The 18,624-nt window shown below is 61.8% G+C and carries 12 protein-coding genes; 6 read left to right on the top strand and 6 right to left on the bottom strand.

The features are described from left to right. Window positions 1–2: 2 nt before the first annotated feature. Window positions 3–1,925: a HAMP domain-containing protein gene (locus C444_RS11655; protein ID WP_004593051.1), complete on the bottom strand. Its 1,923-nt coding sequence runs from the start codon at window positions 1,923–1,925 to the stop codon at window positions 3–5. A gap of 2 nt (window positions 1,926–1,927) precedes the next feature. After that, window positions 1,928–3,136, bottom strand: a complete 1,209-nt coding sequence (locus C444_RS11650) for an ABC transporter substrate-binding protein (protein WP_004593049.1) — start codon at window positions 3,134–3,136, stop codon at window positions 1,928–1,930. 336 nt (window positions 3,137–3,472) lie between these two features. Here C444_RS11650 and kdgK1 point away from each other — a divergent pair, with 336 nt between their 5' ends. The 3 genes from kdgK1 (at window position 3,473) to C444_RS11635 (ending at window position 7,347) form a co-directional block, all read left to right on the top strand. Next, window positions 3,473–4,432 (top strand): bifunctional 2-dehydro-3-deoxygluconokinase/2-dehydro-3-deoxygalactonokinase, encoded by a 960-nt coding sequence (kdgK1, locus tag C444_RS11645; RefSeq protein WP_004593047.1) that lies wholly within the window; start codon window positions 3,473–3,475, stop codon window positions 4,430–4,432. Between the two features lie 100 nt (window positions 4,433–4,532). Continuing rightward, window positions 4,533–6,323 (top strand): pyruvate kinase, encoded by a 1,791-nt coding sequence (pyk, locus tag C444_RS11640; RefSeq protein WP_004593044.1) that lies wholly within the window; start codon window positions 4,533–4,535, stop codon window positions 6,321–6,323. A 52-nt stretch (window positions 6,324–6,375) separates the two neighbouring features. Beyond that, on the top strand, window positions 6,376–7,347 hold the full coding sequence (locus C444_RS11635) for an ROK family protein (protein ID WP_004593042.1): 972 nt from the start codon (window positions 6,376–6,378) through the stop codon (window positions 7,345–7,347). Window positions 7,348–7,376: 29 nt separating this feature from the next. Here the strand turns inward: C444_RS11635 and C444_RS11630 are convergent, their stop codons facing one another. The 4 genes from C444_RS11630 to C444_RS11615 form a co-directional block, all read right to left on the bottom strand. Then, a complete protein-coding gene (locus tag C444_RS11630) occupies window positions 7,377–8,552 on the bottom strand; it encodes a Cdc6/Cdc18 family protein (RefSeq protein ID WP_004593040.1) in 1,176 nt (391 codons plus the stop codon). 62 nt (window positions 8,553–8,614) lie between these two features. Next, window positions 8,615–9,697 (bottom strand): hypothetical protein, encoded by a 1,083-nt coding sequence (locus tag C444_RS11625; RefSeq protein ID WP_004593038.1) that lies wholly within the window; start codon window positions 9,695–9,697, stop codon window positions 8,615–8,617. Window positions 9,698–9,700: 3 nt separating this feature from the next. Beyond that, complete coding sequence (glpK, locus tag C444_RS11620; protein ID WP_004593035.1) at window positions 9,701–11,233, bottom strand: glycerol kinase GlpK; 1,533 nt, start codon at window positions 11,231–11,233, stop codon at window positions 9,701–9,703. A gap of 128 nt (window positions 11,234–11,361) precedes the next feature. Next, complete coding sequence (locus C444_RS11615; RefSeq protein ID WP_004593034.1) at window positions 11,362–13,905, bottom strand: methyl-accepting chemotaxis protein; 2,544 nt, start codon at window positions 13,903–13,905, stop codon at window positions 11,362–11,364. A 349-nt stretch (window positions 13,906–14,254) separates the two neighbouring features. On the opposite strand from C444_RS11615, the gene glpA reads away from it, so the two are divergent. From glpA to C444_RS11600, 3 genes are read left to right on the top strand one after another with little or no spacing between them, the layout of a single operon-like run. Beyond that, window positions 14,255–15,985, top strand: a complete 1,731-nt coding sequence (gene glpA, locus C444_RS11610) for an anaerobic glycerol-3-phosphate dehydrogenase subunit GlpA (RefSeq protein WP_004593032.1) — start codon at window positions 14,255–14,257, stop codon at window positions 15,983–15,985. Further along, complete coding sequence (gene glpB, locus C444_RS11605) at window positions 15,975–17,249, top strand: glycerol-3-phosphate dehydrogenase subunit GlpB (RefSeq protein ID WP_004593030.1); 1,275 nt, start codon at window positions 15,975–15,977, stop codon at window positions 17,247–17,249. The genes glpA and glpB overlap by 11 nt, the downstream gene beginning before the upstream one ends. Next, a complete protein-coding gene (locus C444_RS11600; protein WP_004593028.1) occupies window positions 17,246–18,622 on the top strand; it encodes an anaerobic glycerol-3-phosphate dehydrogenase subunit C in 1,377 nt (458 codons plus the stop codon). Before glpB ends, C444_RS11600 begins: the two co-directional genes overlap by 4 nt. The last annotated feature ends 2 nt before the right edge of the window (window positions 18,623–18,624 follow it).

Below are 18,624 nucleotides of genomic sequence, written 5' to 3'. Positions count from 1 at the left end.
GGCTACTCTTCTTCCTCTTCGCCGAGACTCTGTGACGGACCGCCCGAGAAGACGAACTCGTGCTCGGCTTCGGTTTCGAAGCGGTTCAGAATGTCACCGAGTGGCTTCGCGTAGCGTTTGAGCTGTTCGGCCCGCGAAGACACTTCGTTGAGCTCTGCGGCCTGTTCTTCCGCTGCGCCAGCGACGGTCTGAGTTTCAGCCATCATCTGGTCACTCGTTTCGGCGGCTGACTGTAGCGTCGTCGCCACCGTCCGGAACCGTTCGAGCGAGTCGCCCAGATCGATGTCCGGGTTGTCCGCCTCCAGTTCTTCAAGCGTGTCCACGAGGGTGTCGAGATCCTCCGAAATAGTAGCGAGGCGATCCTTCTGATCGTAAGCGTCATCGGAGATCTTCTGTGTCGATTCGGCGACCTGCTCGGACGCGTCACGGACGGACTCCGCACTCGACAGAACAACGTCTCCGGATTCCGCAACTTCGTCGGCGAAGCTGTTGAGCTGACCGATCGTCTTTTCGAGTTCGTCGACCATGCCGTTGAACTCGCTGGCGATACGGTCCATCGACTCGTTCTCGCCGTCGGTCGCCATCCGTTCTGTGAGGTTTCCAGCGGCTGTCTCCTCCATTACGTCAGAGAATTCCTCGGCCTTCTTCTGGAGGTACTTGTTGACTTCAAGGGCTTCGGCCCGGGAAACCTCCGCTTCCTTCTGTGCACGCTCGGCCTCGTTGATCTGTTCGTTGAGCGCGTCGCGCATGTCAGCGAACCCGCTGTACAGGCGGCCGATATTGTCGATACGATTGGTGGCGATCTCGACGTCGAGGTTCCCCTGTCGCATCTGGTCCGTTTTTCGGGTCAGCCGGTCGATCGATGTTGCCGTGTTGTACCCGAGTATCGCACCGACACCCGCGATGAGCAACACCATCAGTGCCGTGCCGATAAGTCCGTACTGCTGGACGTTCTGGACGAAACCAAAGACCGCGGAGTTGGGTGCGTGTACGAGAACGACCCAGTCGGTGCCCTGAATCGGTGCATAGCCGACAGTGTAGCGCTCGTTGAGCACGTCAGTCGCCGGCATGTCAGCGGTGACGCCGGACTGTTGCTCCGACGAGCGGAGGTCATCCGCCGCGTTGATCGGTTCGGTGGCAGGGCTGTTCGAGCTATACGACTGCAGTATGTTTTCGCCGAGGCCGCGGCTCCCGTCTCTGGGTTCGTCGATCATGACGACCGCTGATCCGTTGACGACCTGCGTGAATCCGCCTTCGGCCCTGTTGTTCCCCTGAAGTGAGTTCGCGATCTCGTCAAGTGAATACTCGATAAGGATATACCGGTTCTGTGAGGCATCGACAGGACTGACGAAGCCGACGACCGGGCCGGAGTTCGTCTGGTACACGTCGGAGACGACGACATCGCTTGCCGTTTCGAAGTTCACACCAGTAAGCCAGGCCCTGCTCGTCGATTCGAGCGGTGAGTTAGTCAGTACCTGTGAGTTAGATGTGCTGGCGACAACCTGGGATTGGCCGGTATTCCGTTCGACCAGATGGATGTCGGCAGCATCTGCGGACAAAGCGGCTTTCCGATTGTTAAGTTCGATATCGATATCATCGGTATCACTACTGGCCCAGATGTCGTCGGAAGAAACGAATTGAGTCGATAGCCGGTTCCGGTCAACCCACTGTGACAGGATGTCAGCCTCCTGTGCGGCGGCGCTTTCGTAGTCGCTCAGAACCTGTTGTTCCGTGTAGTTCTTGACTTGCTCTGTCGCGGCAAGGCCGATGAGCCCAACCGACAGCGCCATAATGAAGAGGACGATACCGAATTTGAGTGCGAAGTTTCGCCGGATGAAATCCGGGACGACTGTCGCTAGAATCCCACCGGAGGCGTTCGAACCGTTCTCTGAACTGTCTGGTATCTGTGTATCTCCTGAACTCATACTTAGCTCCCCCCAAGCGAGCAGTTAGCCGCTGGACCGCTATCGCAGGCGTACTGTACATCCACTGGTTCTCCAACTAGGCCGTAGTAGCTGCCATAGGATTGCCGTACCTCCGGCTTTCCTCTCACAACTGGTACTTTACGCATCGCCTGGTGATCACAGGCCCGGAGGGTCTGTGTTCCAAGACCGACGTCGTACTCGTGTCTTTCGAGCTCTCCGATGACATCGATCGGATTGAAGGTTCCCGCCCGCTCGACTGCGCTGGCGTACTGCAGCGCTTGCGTGTACGCGATATGGGCTGCTCCTGATGGGGACGCCGATTTCGAGGTCCCCGTCGAATTGCCGTACTCCTCACGGAACGTCTCTCGGAAGGTATTCGACAGCGGCGAATTGATCTCCGGACTCCAGGCGACCGTTCCTATAACACCCTCTATCGCGTCGCCTGCGGTTTGGGCAATACCTCTCGAGGCTATCGGAAGGACGATATTCGACTCCGGGAACACCTCCCGGAACGCTCTGAGTGCGTTTACTGCGTCGAGGCCCCCGAGACCGAGCACGACTACGTCGAAATCGACCGACTCGAGGTCTTCCGCGTACTGAGAGTAGTCAGTCGTCCCGACCTGCGCAGTCGTGTCCCAAACAGGTGACCAGCCGAGATTCCCGAGGGCTGTATCCATATCGTTTCGGAGTGTCCGTCCCCACTCATTGTCCTGGGAGATTTTGACGTAATTGATGTCGTCTCCGAACTCGTCACTGAGGGCCGGGGCCAGCGCTTCGGCCGCCATGCGGTTGTTGAACATCTCGCGGAAGGAGTACCGGTTGCAGTCGACACCCGTCAGCGAGTTCGCGTTAGCCATCGTCGACATGTACACGATCTGGTTCTGCGCGGCAACCTCCTGATTGGCCAGACTGGAACTGCTGGACGTCCCACCAGCGAGCATAATGACCTCCTCGCTATCAGTAAGCCGCTGTGCGTTGCTCCGGGCGGTATCTGAACTGCCACCCGTGTCTTCGACAACGAATTCGACATCCTTATCCAGAAGTCCGTCACCGTCCAGAGGTGACTCGTACTTCTCGCTCGTTACCCACCCGCCACCGTTGTTAATGTGCTTGACCGCGAGTTTGAACCCTCGGAGCTCCTGCTTGCCGGCCGTTGAGTACGCCCCAGAGGAAGCGACGTTGAAACCGAACGTCACCGAATCCCCGGACACCGGAAAGTTTCCAACTGGAGTTGGGGTCGGCGTCTCGTTCCCATCTGTCACACCCTCGCTGCCACCACAACCCGCAAGTCCGGCCAGCCCGGCCGCACCAATCGAACGGAGTAGGTTCCGCCTAAAGACAGACGGCCCACCACCATTTCTCCCTGAATCCATACTGGCGTGTGTAAATTACTATAGCACATAAACTTTTGGAGAAGACTAATACAGCCGAGAATCCACGATGAAAACTACAATGTCACTGTCTACGATGCAGTAAGGGGAGATTAATAGGTCCGTCAGACGACTGGTTCTCCGGGATTTATACCCAGCCAGTGAGCAACGTCGGATATGACGGAGTTAGTTACGTTCGGCGAGACGATGTTGCGGTTATCGCCACCTGACGACGAGCGACTGGAGACCGCAGACCAGTACACCGTCAGGGCGGCTGGGGCGGAGTCAAACGTCGCAGTCGCTGCTCAACGACTTGGACTCGATGCATTGTGGGCCTCAAAACTCCCCGATTCACCGGTCGGTCACCGAGTCACGGGAGAGCTCAAACACCATGGCGTGTCGGTCGATATCGCCTGGGACGACTCGGACAGTGCCCGACAGGGAACCTACTACCTGGAACAGGGCAGTCCACCGCGGGGTAACGATGTTATCTACGACCGGCGAGACGCCAGTGTCACGACGGCTACGCCGGAAGAACTGCCGACGGATACAATCGCGAACGCCGCGGGATTCCACACTTCGGGGATCACACCGGCGCTCTCGGAGACGCTCGAATCGACCACTACTGACCTCCTCTCGCTCGCACAGGACGCGGATACGACCACGAGCCTCGACCTGAACTACCGCTCGAAGCTCTGGACGCCCACGGAAGCCCGCTCTGTCCTGACCGAGCTATTCCCGTCTATCGACGTACTCGTCGTCGCCGAACGCGACGCAAACGTCGTGTTGGACAGGACTGGTGATGCGGAAACGATTGCTCGGGACCTCGCCGACGAGTACGGGTTCGAAGCGACAGTAATCACCCGGGGCAGCGACGGGGCGCTCGCACTTGCCGACGGAACTGTAACGGAGCAACTAACGTTCGAGTCGACCGATACGCATCCGGTCGGGACCGGTGACTCCTTCGTCGGCGGCTTCCTCTCGCAGTATCTCTCCGGTGGCAGTGTCGCGGATGGGCTCGCTTGGGGTGCTGCGACAGCCGCACTCAAACGGTCGATACCGGGCGACATTGCTGTCGTGTCGCCCGACGAAGTCCGCTCGATTCTCAGCGGCGACACGGAAGCGATTTCGCGGTAGCTACGGCGTCCAGCAAGCTTCTTATCCCTTCGCGGGGAACGGCAGGGTATGATTAACTATGAACGCTGTAAACTGTGGGTCCCCGGAGACGGAGGTCACAATGCGTAGCGCAAAGATCGTCTGTACTCTCGGTCCCGCGTCGGACTCGGTCGACGACATCGCGTCGCTTGCAAAGGCCGGCATGTCCGTTGCCAGACTGAACGCGAGCCACGGCTCGCCGGAACACCGCCGTGAAATGATCGATCGCATCCGTAAGGTAGACGAGGCGGTCGAGGAACCGGTCGCGGCCATGCTCGACATGCCAGGTCCGGAGGTCCGGACCGCGGAGATCGACGAACCGATTCAGCTCACGGAGGGGTCCACCATCCGGTACGTCGTCGGTGACGACGCGACGCCGGAAGAGGTCGGGCTTTCGCAGTCGATCACAGCGGTCGAACCTGGCGACCGCGTGCTGCTCGATGACGGACGTATCGAGACGACTGTCGAACGCGTCGAGGACGATACAGTGTTTGCGACCGTTGAAAATGGCGGCAAACTGTCCGCTCGCAAGGGCGTCAACGTTCCCGGCGTCGAACTCGACCTACCGACCATCACGGAGAACGACAGGCAAGAACTCGACGTGGCCGCCGAGAAGGAGCCTGATTTCGTGGCCGCGTCGTTCGTCCGCGACGGCGAGGATATCTACGAGATCAGCCAGGCACTCGAAGAGCGCGGCGTCGACATCCCGATCATCGCCAAGATCGAACGGGCTGGGGCCGTCGAGAACCTCGATTCGATCATCGACGAGGCTTACGGCGTCATGGTCGCTCGCGGTGACCTCGGCGTGGAGTGCCCGCTGGAGGATGTCCCGATCATCCAGAAGCGCATCATCCGCCGGTGTCACGAAGCCGGCGTGCCGGTCATCACGGCGACCGAGATGCTGGACTCGATGGTCCATTCCCGGCGGCCGACCCGCGCGGAGGCCTCGGACGTAGCAAACGCAGTGCTTGACGGCACCGACGCAGTGATGCTCTCCGGCGAGACGGCGATCGGTGACCACCCGACTCGCGTCGTCGAGACGATGGACCGGATCATCCGCGATGTCGAGGGCAGCGAAGAGTACGCCGAGTCCCGCGAACAGCGCGTGCCGAACGCCGGTGATACCCGGACGGACGCGCTCGCACGCTCCGGTCGGTTCCTTGCCCGCGACATCGGGGCGTCGGCGATTGTCGCTGCCTCCGAGTCCGGCTACACCGCCCTGAAATCGGCGAAGTACCGGCCCTCGATCCCCATCGTCGCGTCGACGCCAAGCGAGCGTGTCCGCCGGAAGCTCGCGCTCTCGTGGGGTATTACGCCTGTGACGACTGAGTACACTACCGAGGGCGCTGATGCCGTCATCCAGACAGCAGTTCAGTCGGCCCTCGACACCGAAGCCGCTGACAGCGGTGACACGGTAGTCGTCCTGTCCGGGATGATGACCGAGCTGGAGGGGATGAACACGGCGAACATGCTGAAAGTCCACGTCGCGGCCGAAACGGTCGCCAGCGGTCGGTCCATCGTCGACGGTCTGGTGACCGGCCCCGTGCATCGGATTTCGACAGCACCGCCCCGAGAGTCGCCGGGTGACCTCTCGAACGTCCCTGACGGGGCGATACTGGCGGTTCCGGAAGGCTTCGACGGCGAGTTCGTCGGCGACACCAGCCGCATCGGTGGCATCATCGACGCCCACGAGGGCGTCACAAGCTACGCTGCCATCATTGCCCGCGAGCTTTCGATTCCGATGATATCGAACGCAGACCTGCCCGATACTGTCTCCGACGGGTCGACTGTCACACTGGATTCCGAACGCGGCGTCGTCTACGAGGAGGCCGTTGGACGAGAGGACATCTCGGGCAGGGAGCGAGACTACTAGCCGCAGTAGAATCTGTGTAGTTAAGTATCGGTGGGGCAACCCTTCGACCAGCATGGGCGCTTACGCAGGGGTCGACCTCGGAGCGACACATATTCGGGCTGTTATCGGTGACGAGACGGGCTCGATAGTCTCGTCGCACAAAACTGAGACACCGCGTGGACCAGCAGGTATCGCGGTCACGGAGGCAGTTCTCGACGCGATTCGGCAGGCCTGTGACGCCGCCGATATCGCCCCAACAGACGTGGTTGCCGCCGGTATCGGCTCCTTCGGCCCGATGGATTTAGCCGAAGGCGTCGTCGAGAACCCCGCGAACCTCCCAGACACCATCGACCGGATTCCGCTGACCGGGCCGGTCGAAAATCTCATCGGCAGCGAGCGGGTGTCGCTGCACAACGATGCCAACGCCGGCGTCATCGGCGAGCGCTTCTACTCGGACCGGAGCCCCGACGACATGGTGTATCTCACCATCTCCTCCGGGGTCGGTGCCGGGGTCGCCGTCGACGGGAACATCCTCTCGGGCTGGGACGGGAACGCCGGCGAGGTCGGCCACCTGACCATCGACCCCCACGGGTTCATGACCTGTGGCTGCGGGCACGACGGCCACTGGGAAGCGTACTGTTCAGGCGAGAACATCCCGCGGTACGCCACACAACTGCACCGGGAGGACCCCGTCGAGACGGCGCTCCCAATCGAGACTGAGGAGTTTTCCGCGGCAGATATCTTCGAATACGCTGGTGAAGACGAGTTCGCGTCCCACGTCCTCGACCAGATCAGTCACTGGAACGCCATCGGCGTCGCAAACATCGTCCACGCGTACGCGCCGCTCGTCGTCTACGTCGGCGGGGCCGTTGCGCTCAACAACCCCGAGCAGGTGCTACAGCCGATCCGGGACCGGCTCGATGATATGGTGATGTCGAACATTCCGGATATCCAGTTGACGCAGTTCGGTGACGACGTCGTAGTCCGTGGCGCACTGGCATCCGCGCTGACCGGCGGCACAGGCGACCCGTCACAGCGCATCTGAAAAGCATCGACCTGCCCGCGGCACTCAGGCTACTCTCGCAGGTCGTACAGCCGCCGGAAGGCCGTCGGCGGGAATCGCGGTTCGACACGGCTCGGCGGGCGTCCCTGACCGTTTGTGGCCGTCGCTTCGACGCGGTCGACGACGCCGGATTCGGCCATTTCGTAGAGGAACCGCTTGACGGTCCCGGCGGAAAGATCGACCGATTGCGCCGACGCAATCGCCTCCGTTGTCGCCGTTACCGAGGAGCGTTCGTTCTCCTCCAGGTCGATGAGTTCTCTGAGGACGGCCTGTCGGTTCGTCGGCAGGGAGAGGACGACCCCCAATGAAACACAGGGATCGGGCACCTCCGCGATGGCCGCGTCGACGTTAGCCTGTGTGATGCGGTCCTGGCCCCGTTCCTCGGCAAACTCCGCAGCGATAAACAGTGCGGCAAGGGCATTGTGGGCGTTTCCGTCCGCCCAATCGGCGATATGCCTCGCCAGACCGTGGTCGAGTCCCTGCTGGGCCAGCCCGTTCGAGGTTCTGGTCATCAACACGTCGACGAGCATCTGCCGCTGATAGCGGTCGATACTGATCGACTCAGCGGTGTACCGCGTCAGTTCAGTTGTCGACGGATCGTCGCGACCGATTGCGAGCCAGCTGACGTTGCTCGGTAAGCCGGCAAACAGATCGACGAGGGCCGGAGCCTGGATGCTCTCCGGTTCGCTGATGTGGTCGACTGCAATGACGATGCCAGTGCGTTGCTCTCGTACTAGTTCGTGGAGTCGGGACTTGAGCGTCTCCGTCCCGATCCCGTGTTCCGGCACCGATTCGTCCACGAGCGAGTCCAGCACTGCATGGTAGAACGCGAACTCGCTCGCGGTCTCTCGGGCGTTCACGTAGACGAACGACGGCGAGGTCGGTGGCTGTGCACGGGTCGTCGTGTGAATGATCGCCTGTTGTTCCGTCGGAAGCTGTTCTAAATTGGCGAAAAGCGCCGTGATAACTGCGGATTTCCCTGAACCACGGGGTCCGTACACGTACGCGTTCGGCGGCAGCTGCCCATCGAACACCGGATCGAGGTGATCGAGCAGGCGCTCGAGCACCGGACCGCGGTCAGCCGGCTCCTCTATGTGGACGACGGGTGAGATCGATTCGTAATCCTGAATGAGCCGTGGCTCACCGTTCCGGCGTTGTCGACGCTTGATTCTCGCTTCGATGTCCATGCTTGGAAATGAGATCGTGTGTATATTCGATTGGACCTGTAAATAAAAGGCCGTATGAGTTCTTACGGCAGGGGGATAGCTGCGGACGTCGTGAACACTCCAGCCAGTGCCAGAATGCCCAGGATGAGAGTCGTCGTAATGATCGATGCGGCTGGCGGGTCAAAGTGCGTATCTGAGTGGGCGTAGAAGATACGCTGGTAGACCTCACCGAACAGCGCACCCAGGATGCCGAAGAATGCGCCCAGCCCGAGCGCGACTAGGACACTCGCCCCATCCGTCATCGCCATACTGGCGACGAACGTTGCCGGGAGCGTCATGTGGTGCGTAACCGGGAATTTCTCCACACCGAGGTTCAGGAACAGCAGGCTTGCTGCCGAGATACCGAACGGGAGGAAGAGACTCCCGGTTTTCGCGAAGATGTACGCACCAAGGATGCCGGTGACGAGGCCGAGCATTGCGACGTGCGTCCACTTGTACTGGTGTGGAAGCCACGGCTCGACAGCCGGTCGCTCGGCGGCCACTCCACCATCCGTTGCGACTTCCTCACCCGACCGCATCTTGCCGCTCTCGAACGGCGACATATCGAGCAGGCCGCTTCCGCGGGCACGGCCGATAACCGGGTAGCCAAAGACCAGACGGGCGATAACAGCGGTCAGGATGACGCCTGCCGCAGGTGGATCGATCGGAACCCCGAGCCCACCGGACGTCTGCCGGATCGCCATACCCAGGATACCGAATATCCCACCGACAGCGAGGACGTCCGGTCGGGTGCCGAGGGCGTAGGCGATGTCCTTTGCTGGGTGGTAGTCACCGTCGTCCGGCTCGTACATTCCGTCGTATTTCGCAGCGTAAGCGGCTGCTGCCACACCACCAGCGAAGGCGACGTGTGGCCCGAACACGGGACCGAAGGCCAGCGGGCCGACGATGCCGGCTCCGTATCCACCGGCGGCACCGGAAATGACGTCAGGAGAACCGCCGACGAACGCCTCTGAGACGACGTTGCCGGCTTCTCCAATTAGCACCATGAAGCCGGTGAAACAGAACGCCGGGAGTGCACCGATAGATGCCCCGAACGCGCCGCCCGCAAACGCCGCGATGGCGAGGACGAGCATGTCGACTGCCGTGAGTCCGAATGCGATTGCCATCTGTTATTCCTCCTGTGCCCAGTCGCGGGAACGGTCGACAGCGTCGTCCCAGCGATCATACATCTTGTCTGCCTTCTCGGCCTCCATCTCCGGCGAGAACTCCTCGTCGACCTGCCAGTTGTCGCGGAGTTCGTCGACGGTGTCCCAGTACCCGACGGCGAGGCCGGCCGCATAAGCCGATCCCAGTGCGGTGGTCTCGTCGACCTGCGGTCGAGCGATGTCCGTCTGGATGATGTCGGACTGGAGCTGACAGAGGAAGTTGTTCTTGACTGCACCACCGTCGACTCGCAGTGTCGTCATCTCGACACCGGAGTCTTCCTCCATCGCTTCCGCGAGGTCGCGGGTCTGGTATGCGATGGATTCCAGGGTCGCACGCACGATGTGCTCCTTTCGCGTTCCGCGGGTCATCCCGACAATCGTCCCGCGAGCGCGGCCGTCCCAGTGTGGCGCGCCGAGGCCAGTGAAGGCCGGCACCATGTACACGCCGTCTGTCGAGTCGACCGAGCGAGCGAGTTCCGCGGTCTGGGCGGCGTTGTTGATGAGGTCGACGTCTTCGAGCCATTCGATGGCCGCGCCGGCGATGAAGATCGATCCTTCCAGTGCGTACTGGACGGGCTCACCGGACATCTGGAAGCCGACGGTCGTCAGCAGGCCGTTATCCGAGGCGACTGCTTCGGAGCCAGTGTTCATCAGGTAGAACGCGCCGGTACCGTAGGTGTTCTTCGCATCACCCTTATCGAAGCAAGTCTGGCCGAACAGTGCAGCCTGCTGGTCACCCAGCGCGCCCGCAACGGGGACTTCCTCTTCGAGGAAGCCGTCCGCGTCGGTGTGTCCGTACAGGCTCTCGTCGGAGGACGGACGGACTTCCGGAACCATGGACTTCGGAACGCCGAACTCTTCGAGGAGTTCATCATCCCACTCCATGTCGTGGATGTTGTACAGCATCGTCCGCGATGCGTTCGAGACGTCCGTAATGTGGTTGCCGGTGAGCTTGTAGATGAGCCACGCATCGATGGTCCCCATCAGGAGTTCACCGTCTTCGGCCCGCTCACGGAGGTCAGCACCACGCGAGCTCTGCATCTTGAGCGGCTCCGCGTTGTCGAGGATCCACTCGGTTTTGGTCGCCGAGAAGTAGGCGTCACATTCCAGCCCGGTCTTCCCCCGGATCCACTCGACTTTGTCCTCTTCCTGGATTTCCTCGACGCGGTCGGTGGTTCGGCGGTCCTGCCAGACCAGCGCGTTGTGAACCGGTTTGCCGGTCTCCTTGTCCCAGACGATCGTCGTCTCACGCTGGTTCGTGATGCCGAGTGCCTCAAGCTGTTCGGCACCGACACCTGCATCCGCAAGCCCCTTGGTCACGACTTCCTGCGTGTTTTCCCAGATTTCGACGGGGTCGTGTTCGACCCAGCCGGGCTCCGGGTAGATCTGTTCGTGCTTCTCGTAGGCGTTCGCAACGACCTGGCCGCTATGGTCGAATACCATGAAGCGGGTGCCGGTCGTTCCCTGGTCAATCGCGCCAACGTATGTGTCTGCCATTGTTGTGTTCTCCGTGGTGGAGGTAGCTTATTTATGAAAGCTACCACCTTGCCAGTAAACAACATAGTGAACCATTATAAAGATTACTAATGGTGATGTTTGGCTAGTAAAGAAAGGGTGAGACGGCGCTATCGGTCGGAATCGTACCGCTCAAGCTGCCTTGTGACCTGCGTGTCGAGTCGATCAAGTGCGGACGGGACCGAGTCGGGCCCGTCCATACTGTCGACCGCGTCTTCGATGATTGTTCGAACCGTATCGAACGGACCGATCTGTGCGCCCCGCGTTGCGGTGGTATCGCGTGTCTCTATGAGCTGGTCAAACGCCGTTCTGTAGTGTGGGTTCTGTACGAACCAGTCCGCCGACCGGAGCTGTGGAATCGTCTCTTCGTGGACCGGGAAATACCCGGTTTCTTGATGCCACCGACGCTGCTGGGCCGGTTCGGTGAGCCAGGTGAGGAACTCGCCGACAGCGTCGTGCACGGCCTCGGAAACTCCATCGCCGACCCAGAGGGATGCCCCGCCGACGAGTACGCCGGTCCGGTCGTCGAGCACGGGGAATCGGCCGGTTCCAACATCGAAATCGGCGCTGCTTTCGATGCTGTTCAGCGACGATGTCGAGCCGATCAGCATCGCAGCGTTCCCCTCGGCGAAGTGGGCCCGAGCCGCGCCTCTGGCTTCGATGCCGGGGTCGTGGTACAGGCCGTCCGCTTCGAGGCCTTTCCACCACTCGAACAAGTCGTGGGCGAACGCTCCGTCGAGATAGCTCTCCGTCGGTGATCCGGACCGCCCGTTGTTCTGGTCCACAAGGAGCTGGTCAGCCTCGGCAAACCACTGTTCGACGAACCACGAGTAGTTCGCGAACGTGATACCGGTATCCACGCCTCTTCCGTCGACGAGCTGCGCAGCCGCGCTTCGCACGTCAGCGAGGGTTTCCGGCGGCGAATCGGGATCGAGCCCCGCCTCCCTGAACGCGTCGCGGTTGTAGGCCATCACCGGGTTCGACGCGTTGAACGGCAGCGAGTGGAGCGTCCCGTCGAAGCGGTAGTAGTTCGTCACCGGGTCGAGCAGCGAGTCGATGTGAGCCGCCGGGAGGAGTTCCTCGACCGGCCTAAAATATCCACTGTCGCGCGCACGCGTAGTCCCGATCTCAAAGATCTGTGCAATCGCGGGCGGGTCGCCGTGTTCGGCGGCGTTCAGCGTTGCATCGAGGGTCCCGCGGTAGCTCCCTTTCGACCGCAGTGTGAGACTGATACCCTCAGTCTGTGATTCGAACTCGCGGACGAGCTCTTCAAGCAGTAGCGCTTTCTCACCGCCCATCGCGTGCCAGAACTCGACGACGGTTCCGTCCGTATTGGCCGCCGCCGAACCGGTCGCCAGTTCGAAGGAATCCAGCGATGCGTCCAGTGACTCAGCCCGCTCGGTGAGCGTGGAGACCCGCGTCGAGACCTCCGCGAGCTCCGTTGTCTGGTCCGCTGCGGCGTCGGCGGCGATAGCCGCCTCTTCGGCTGTCTGGGCACTGATGTCCTCGACGTCGTCGACCATTGAGACGACTTCCTGTGTGGAGTCGGCCTGCGTATCCGTCGCGTCGTCGATCTCTTGGACGCTCGAATCGACCTCCTCGACCATCGAGACGACGGACTCCAGTTCGTCGAGCGCGCTGGCAACTGACGAGCGAGTGTCTTCGACACTCTCCCGCGTCTCGTACATCTCCGAAACCGTCGTGTCAGCCTGTTCGTGGACCTCCTGAATGGAGGCTGCAATCTCGTCAGTCGCCTCCTTCGTCTCGGTCGCAAGCGATTTGACCTCCTCGGCCACGACGGCGAACCCGTCGCCGGATTCCCCTGCTCGGGCCGCTTCGATGTTGGCGTTCAGTGCCAGCATGTTGGTCTGATCCGCGACGTCCGTGATGAAACCCACAATCTCCTCGATGTCCGACAACAGGTCGTTCAGTTGCTCGACCTTGTCGACGGTCGCTTCGGCGTTGTCGGTCAGTCGGTCGAGCGTCGTCATCGCCGAGGACGCCGACTCAAGTGCGGATTCGCCTCGAACACTGGCTTCGCTGGACGTGTCTGCAACCTCGTTTGCGGCGCTCGCTATCTCCTCGATCGTTGCCGAGAGGTTCCGCATCTCGTCGGAGATCGACTGTATCTCGTCGCGCTGCTCGTCCGAACCATCCGATATTTCCCCGACAGCACCGCTCACGTCCCGGCTGGCGGATTTGACCGACCCGAGGCGGGTGTCGACCTGTTCCGTTGCGGCGGTCACCTGCTCGCTGAACGACGCCATCCGGTCGACAGTGTCGGTCCATTCCCGGAGCAGTTCACTGTATGCGTCGTACAGCGGTTTAGCTGCCTCAGCTGGTGGCTGCCCCGGTTTCGCAGTGAGGTCACCATCGGCGTTCGCCCTTGCAACAGCGGTGAGACGGTCGACAGCGGTTTCGAGCGCGCGACGCTCCGCCCGCTCTTGTTCGAGTTCCGCTGCCAGTTCTTCACACTGTGCTTTCAGTTCCGCCCGTTCAGGGTCGTTTTCGGTCTCTGTATCCTTCTGGAGGGGTTCTGCTGACGGCGGTTCAGTCTCCGACTCGTTTTCATCCTGCCCCTCTGTGACGCCGCCGTCGGTGTGTTCCCCGTCAGGCGGGTCGTCTTCTGAATCAAGTGGGTTCCATTTACTCATTGTCGCTCCCGTTGGCCGAACGGCCAACACGTTCTCGGGAATAGTCCACTATCAAAATACATAATAGTTACTGTCGAAGCGGTAGGAGTGATAACTACTGTTCGGGTACAGATACAATGCCAAGGAAGCTGTATTAAACTCATTAAACTTGAATATGTTAACCTATTCTTTGTATATGGGAACGTATGTCTAATTTTATCCCTCAATAATTGGTAGTGCATGTGTGGTAATGGTCCACAATTATCAGTGTGAGTTTTAGGTATCCCTCATGATTACTTAGAAAATTTACTACCCAAACACCAGCAACGGTAAAGTGAAGTGTATGCGCTCCAAACCCACGGAAAGATAGATGGGACCGACACCACACATCGCCGTCATCGGTGGCGGCTCGACTGGGGCGGGCATCGCGCGGGACCTCGCGATGCGCGGGCTCGACGTGACCCTCGTAGAACAGGGGAACCTGACCCACGGGACCACCGGTCGGATGCACGGGCTGCTCCACAGTGGCGGGCGATACGCCGTTTCGGACCAGGCCAGTGCGACCGAGTGTATCGAGGAAAACCGGGTGCTGCGGGATATCGCAAGCCACTGCGTCGAAATGACCGGTGGCCTGTTTGTCAAGCGCCCGGAGGACTCAGAGGAATACTTCCAGAAGAAGCTCAGCGGCTGTGAGGAGTGCGGTATTCCCGCCGAGGTCGTCTCAGGGGAAGAAGCCCGTGCGATGGAGCCACACTTAGCGAAGGACATCGACAAGGCAATCAGCGTCCCTGACGGGGCTATCGACCCGTTCCGGCTCGTGGTCGCGAACGCCGCGAGCGCACAGGAACACGGCGCACGCATCGAGACACACTCCAAGGTTACCGACCTCATCGTCGAGAGCGGCGAAGTAGTCGGTATCGAGGTCGAACACGACTCCGGCCCCGGCAAGCGCGTCCACGGTACCGAAGGCGGAACCGAGGAGATCCGGGCCGACTACGTCGTCAACGCGACGGGAGCCTGGGCCGGCCGCATCGGCGACATGGCCGGACTGGACATCGAGGTCCGTCCCTCCAAGGGCGTCATGACCATCATGAACATCCGGCAGGTCGACACCGTCATCAACCGCTGTCGGCCGAAAGGCGACGCCGACATCGTCGTGCCCCACGAGACGACCGCGATCCTGGGGACGACTGATGAGGAGGTCGAGGACCCTGAGGACTACCCCGAGGAACAGTGGGAAGTCGACATGATGATCGACACCCTTTCCGAGCTGATTCCGATGCTCGACGAGGCGCGGACCATCCGCTCGTTCTGGGGCGTCCGCCCGCTGTACGAACCACCGGACGTCGGCAGCGACGACCCGACGGACATCACGCGGGACTTCTTCCTGCTCGATCACGACGAGCGCGACGACCTCCCCGGCATGACCAGCATCGTCGGCGGGAAGTTCACCACCTACCGCATGATGGGCGAGCAGATCGCCGACCACGTCTGCGGGAAGTTCGGTATCGACGCCGACTGCCGGACCGCCGACGAACCACTGCCGGGCAGCGAGGACTTCTCGGTGCTCCGGGACTACATGGACGAGTTCGGGCTCCGGTCGCCGATTGGCCGCCGGAGTATCGAGCGACTCGGCTCCCGTGCCGACGACGTACTCAAAACCGACGGTCCGAACCCGACGGTCTGTGAGTGCGAGGGCGTCACCCGCGCTGAGATTCAGGACGCTATCGAGGGCTCCGGTTCGGACCTCAACGCCGTCCGTATCCGGACCCGTGCGTCGATGGGGAACTGTCAGGGCGGCTTCTGTTCCCACCGGATGGCAAGCGAACTCCACTCGGAGTACGACGAGCCGGTCGTTCGCGAGGCCTGGGACGAACTGCTTCAGGAACGCTGGAAGGGGCAGCGACACGCCCTCTGGGGCGAACAGCTCTCGCAGGCGGCCCTGAACTACGCGCTGCATGCCACCACGCAGAACCGCGACCAGGACCCGGCGGACGGCGACCCGGTCGACTTCTCGGCATTCGATTCGGGGCGCGGGCAAACAGGCGGCAGCGTCGACAGCGCGGACGTAGCCGCCGATGGAGGGACAGATGGCTATTGAGTCTGAGGTACTCGTCATCGGCGGCGGCCTCGGCGGGCTGACCAGCGCGCTGGCGGCCGCCCGCGAGGGGGCCGACGTGCGGCTGGTGTCCTACAAACAGAGCACGCTTCGACAGGCGTCTGGTCTGGTAGACGTACTCGGCTACACGCCGGACGGCGACGGCCCGCTGACCGACCCGTACGAGGCGATCCCGTCACTGCCTGAATCCCATCCGTACCGGAAAGTCGGCGTCGAAACGGTCCGGGACGCACTGTCGCTGTTCGACGATGCGGTTCCGACTTACGAAGGTGAGCACACGGACACGAACGCGCTCCTGCCGACCCACGGCGGAAGCATCAAGCCGACCGCCCGTTACCCGGCCGGAGCCAGTGCTGGTCTCGCCAGCGATACCCGCGACACGCTGCTGGTCGGCATCGAGGAGATGGTCGACTTCGACGCGCCCCACGTCGCTGCCCATCTCGACGCGACGGGCGTGCCATTCGCTGTCCGTGGTGAGACAATCCGATTCCCAGGTGACCTGCGCGCTGACGCGAAGGTCACGCGGTACGCCAAGCTGCTCGATACCAACAGCGAAGTGGCTGTCCGCGGGCGAATGGTCCCGGCCCGCGAGGCACTGGCCCAGCGCGTGAATCCGCTGCTTGAAGACGAGGAGCGGGTTGGCTTCCCGGCGATTCTCGGCGACGATAACCCCGGCGCGATCCGTGACGCACTGGGAGACCACCTCGGCGTCGACGTGTTCGAGGTCCCGATGGGGCCGCCGTCCCTCCCCGGTCTCCGCCTCGAAGACGCGCTGTTCTCGGCACTGGACGAGGCCGGGGCCAGCATCGAGACCGGGAATCCCGTCGTCGACTTCGAGGGCGAAGACCGCATCGAGAAGGTGTTCATCGAGAAAAACGGCGCGAAGATTCCCAACAGTGCCGACCAGTACGTCCTCGCGACCGGCGGCTTCGTCGGCAAGGGCGTCGAGTCCGACCGAGAGGGCGTGTACGAACCCGTCTTCGACTGCCACGTCCCCCACGCCGCGGACCGCTACGACTGGTTCGAGGGCGAACTGTTCGGCGACCACGAGTTCGCCCGCTACGGCGTGGCGACCGACGACGACCTGCGCCCCCTCGACGCGAGCGAGCACAGCGAGTTCGAGAACCTGCGCGCTGCCGGTTCGGTGCTTGGCGGCTACGACTTCGCCGCCGAGAAATCCGGTAGCGGCGTCTCGATTGCGACAGGCTACGCGGCGGGCCAGCGCGCCGCACAGGAGGCACGATGAGTGACGCTGAAACCCCACCAGAGACAGAATTTGACCCGGTAGCACCGAACACAGGCGACGAGTTCGAACCAGTCGATGTCTTCCCCGACAGCGACGACTTCGACCTCCGGCCCGGCGCGGACTCCTGCTATAAATGTTCGACCTGCGACACCAACTGCCCGGTCGCGGAGGTCGACGACGACTTCCCCGGCCCGAAGTTCCAGGGGCCCGAACAGTGGCGGCTCAAGCAGTCAGACGACGACCACGAGATCGACGACTCGGTGATGGACTGCTCGAACTGCATGCGCTGTGACAACGCCTGCCCGTCGGGCGTCCCGCTCAGCCAGATGCACAACACCGCTCGCGGGGAGTACGTCAGCGAGCAGATGGACAAGCTCTCCGTCGAGTACATCCGGAACCGCATCCTCGCGAACTACCGAACCTCCGCGTTCTTCGCGAGCAAGGTTCCCCGACTCGCGAACTTCGCCATGAACTTCGGGCCGGCCCGCTGGGTCATGGAGAAGACGCTCGGCGTCACCAGCGAGCGCGACTTCCCCGCCTTCGCAAAACAGACCTTCCGCGACTGGTGGGCCGACCGCGGCGGCCAGGTCCAGTCACGGGAGAACGCGAGAGCCGCCCGCAAGCGACGCGGCCTCCCCGAGGACGCCGATAAGAAGGTGGCGTACTTCCACGGCTGTTACTCCAACTACAACACGCCGGAAGTCGGCAAGGCGATGGTCCGGGTGTTCGAGGAGTTCGGCTACGAGGTCGTCGCGCCCGAGCAGAAGTGCTCGGGAACGCCGATGTTCGCAAACGGTATGCTCGACGACGCCCGCCGCCACGCCGAGACGAACGTCTCGTCGATGTCCGAACTCGTCGATGAGGGGTACCACGCTATCGCCTCCTGTACCTCCTGTTCGATGGCACTCCGACAGGAGTACCCCGAGCTGTTCGATATCGACGGTATCGACAAGGTTGCGGAGAACACCTTCGAGGCCATCGAGTATCTCCGAATCCACGAGGATCTCAAAGGTGAAGTGCAGGCGGCCGACGTTGACGGCGACCTCGCTGAGGAGTTCGCCTACCACGCCCCGTGTCACTCACGCAACCAAGGACTCGACCGACAGGCTGTCGAACTGTTCCGCGACCTAGATGGCGTCGAAGTCGAGGACGTGGGCGACTCCTGTTCCGGCATTTCGGGTACCTACGGCTGGAAAGAGGAGAAATACGAGAAGTCCATGGAGATCGGCGAGGAGATGTTCGAGCACATGGACCACGCCGAGGGCGAGACCGGTATGACCGAGTGCCCGACCTGCGCGATGCAGATGGAACACGGCAGCGGCTACGAGATCCGACATCCGCTTGAACTCCTCGAAGCCGCGCTGGTAGAGTAAGG

The organism is Haloarcula japonica DSM 6131, assembly GCF_000336635.1.
Lineage (GTDB): Archaea > Halobacteriota > Halobacteria > Halobacteriales > Haloarculaceae > Haloarcula > Haloarcula japonica.
The sequence above is the reverse complement of the archived record's forward strand: the minus strand, read 5'-3'. Positions and strand labels throughout refer to the sequence as shown.

Coding starts and splice junctions, on each gene's coding strand:
- C444_RS11655 (WP_004593051.1), bottom strand. CDS start 1,925: ATGAGTTCAGGAGATACACAGATACCAGACAGTTCAGAGAACGGTTCG.
- kdgK1 (WP_004593047.1), top strand. CDS start 3,473: ATGACGGAGTTAGTTACGTTCGGCGAGACGATGTTGCGGTTATCGCCA.
- pyk (WP_004593044.1), top strand. CDS start 4,533: ATGCGTAGCGCAAAGATCGTCTGTACTCTCGGTCCCGCGTCGGACTCG.
- C444_RS11635 (WP_004593042.1), top strand. CDS start 6,376: ATGGGCGCTTACGCAGGGGTCGACCTCGGAGCGACACATATTCGGGCT.
- C444_RS11630 (WP_004593040.1), bottom strand. CDS start 8,552: ATGGACATCGAAGCGAGAATCAAGCGTCGACAACGCCGGAACGGTGAG.
- C444_RS11625 (WP_004593038.1), bottom strand. CDS start 9,697: ATGGCAATCGCATTCGGACTCACGGCAGTCGACATGCTCGTCCTCGCC.
- glpK (WP_004593035.1), bottom strand. CDS start 11,233: ATGGCAGACACATACGTTGGCGCGATTGACCAGGGAACGACCGGCACC.
- C444_RS11615 (WP_004593034.1), bottom strand. CDS start 13,905: ATGAGTAAATGGAACCCACTTGATTCAGAAGACGACCCGCCTGACGGG.
- glpA (WP_004593032.1), top strand. CDS start 14,255: ATGGGACCGACACCACACATCGCCGTCATCGGTGGCGGCTCGACTGGG.
- glpB (WP_004593030.1), top strand. CDS start 15,975: ATGGCTATTGAGTCTGAGGTACTCGTCATCGGCGGCGGCCTCGGCGGG.
- C444_RS11600 (WP_004593028.1), top strand. CDS start 17,246: ATGAGTGACGCTGAAACCCCACCAGAGACAGAATTTGACCCGGTAGCA.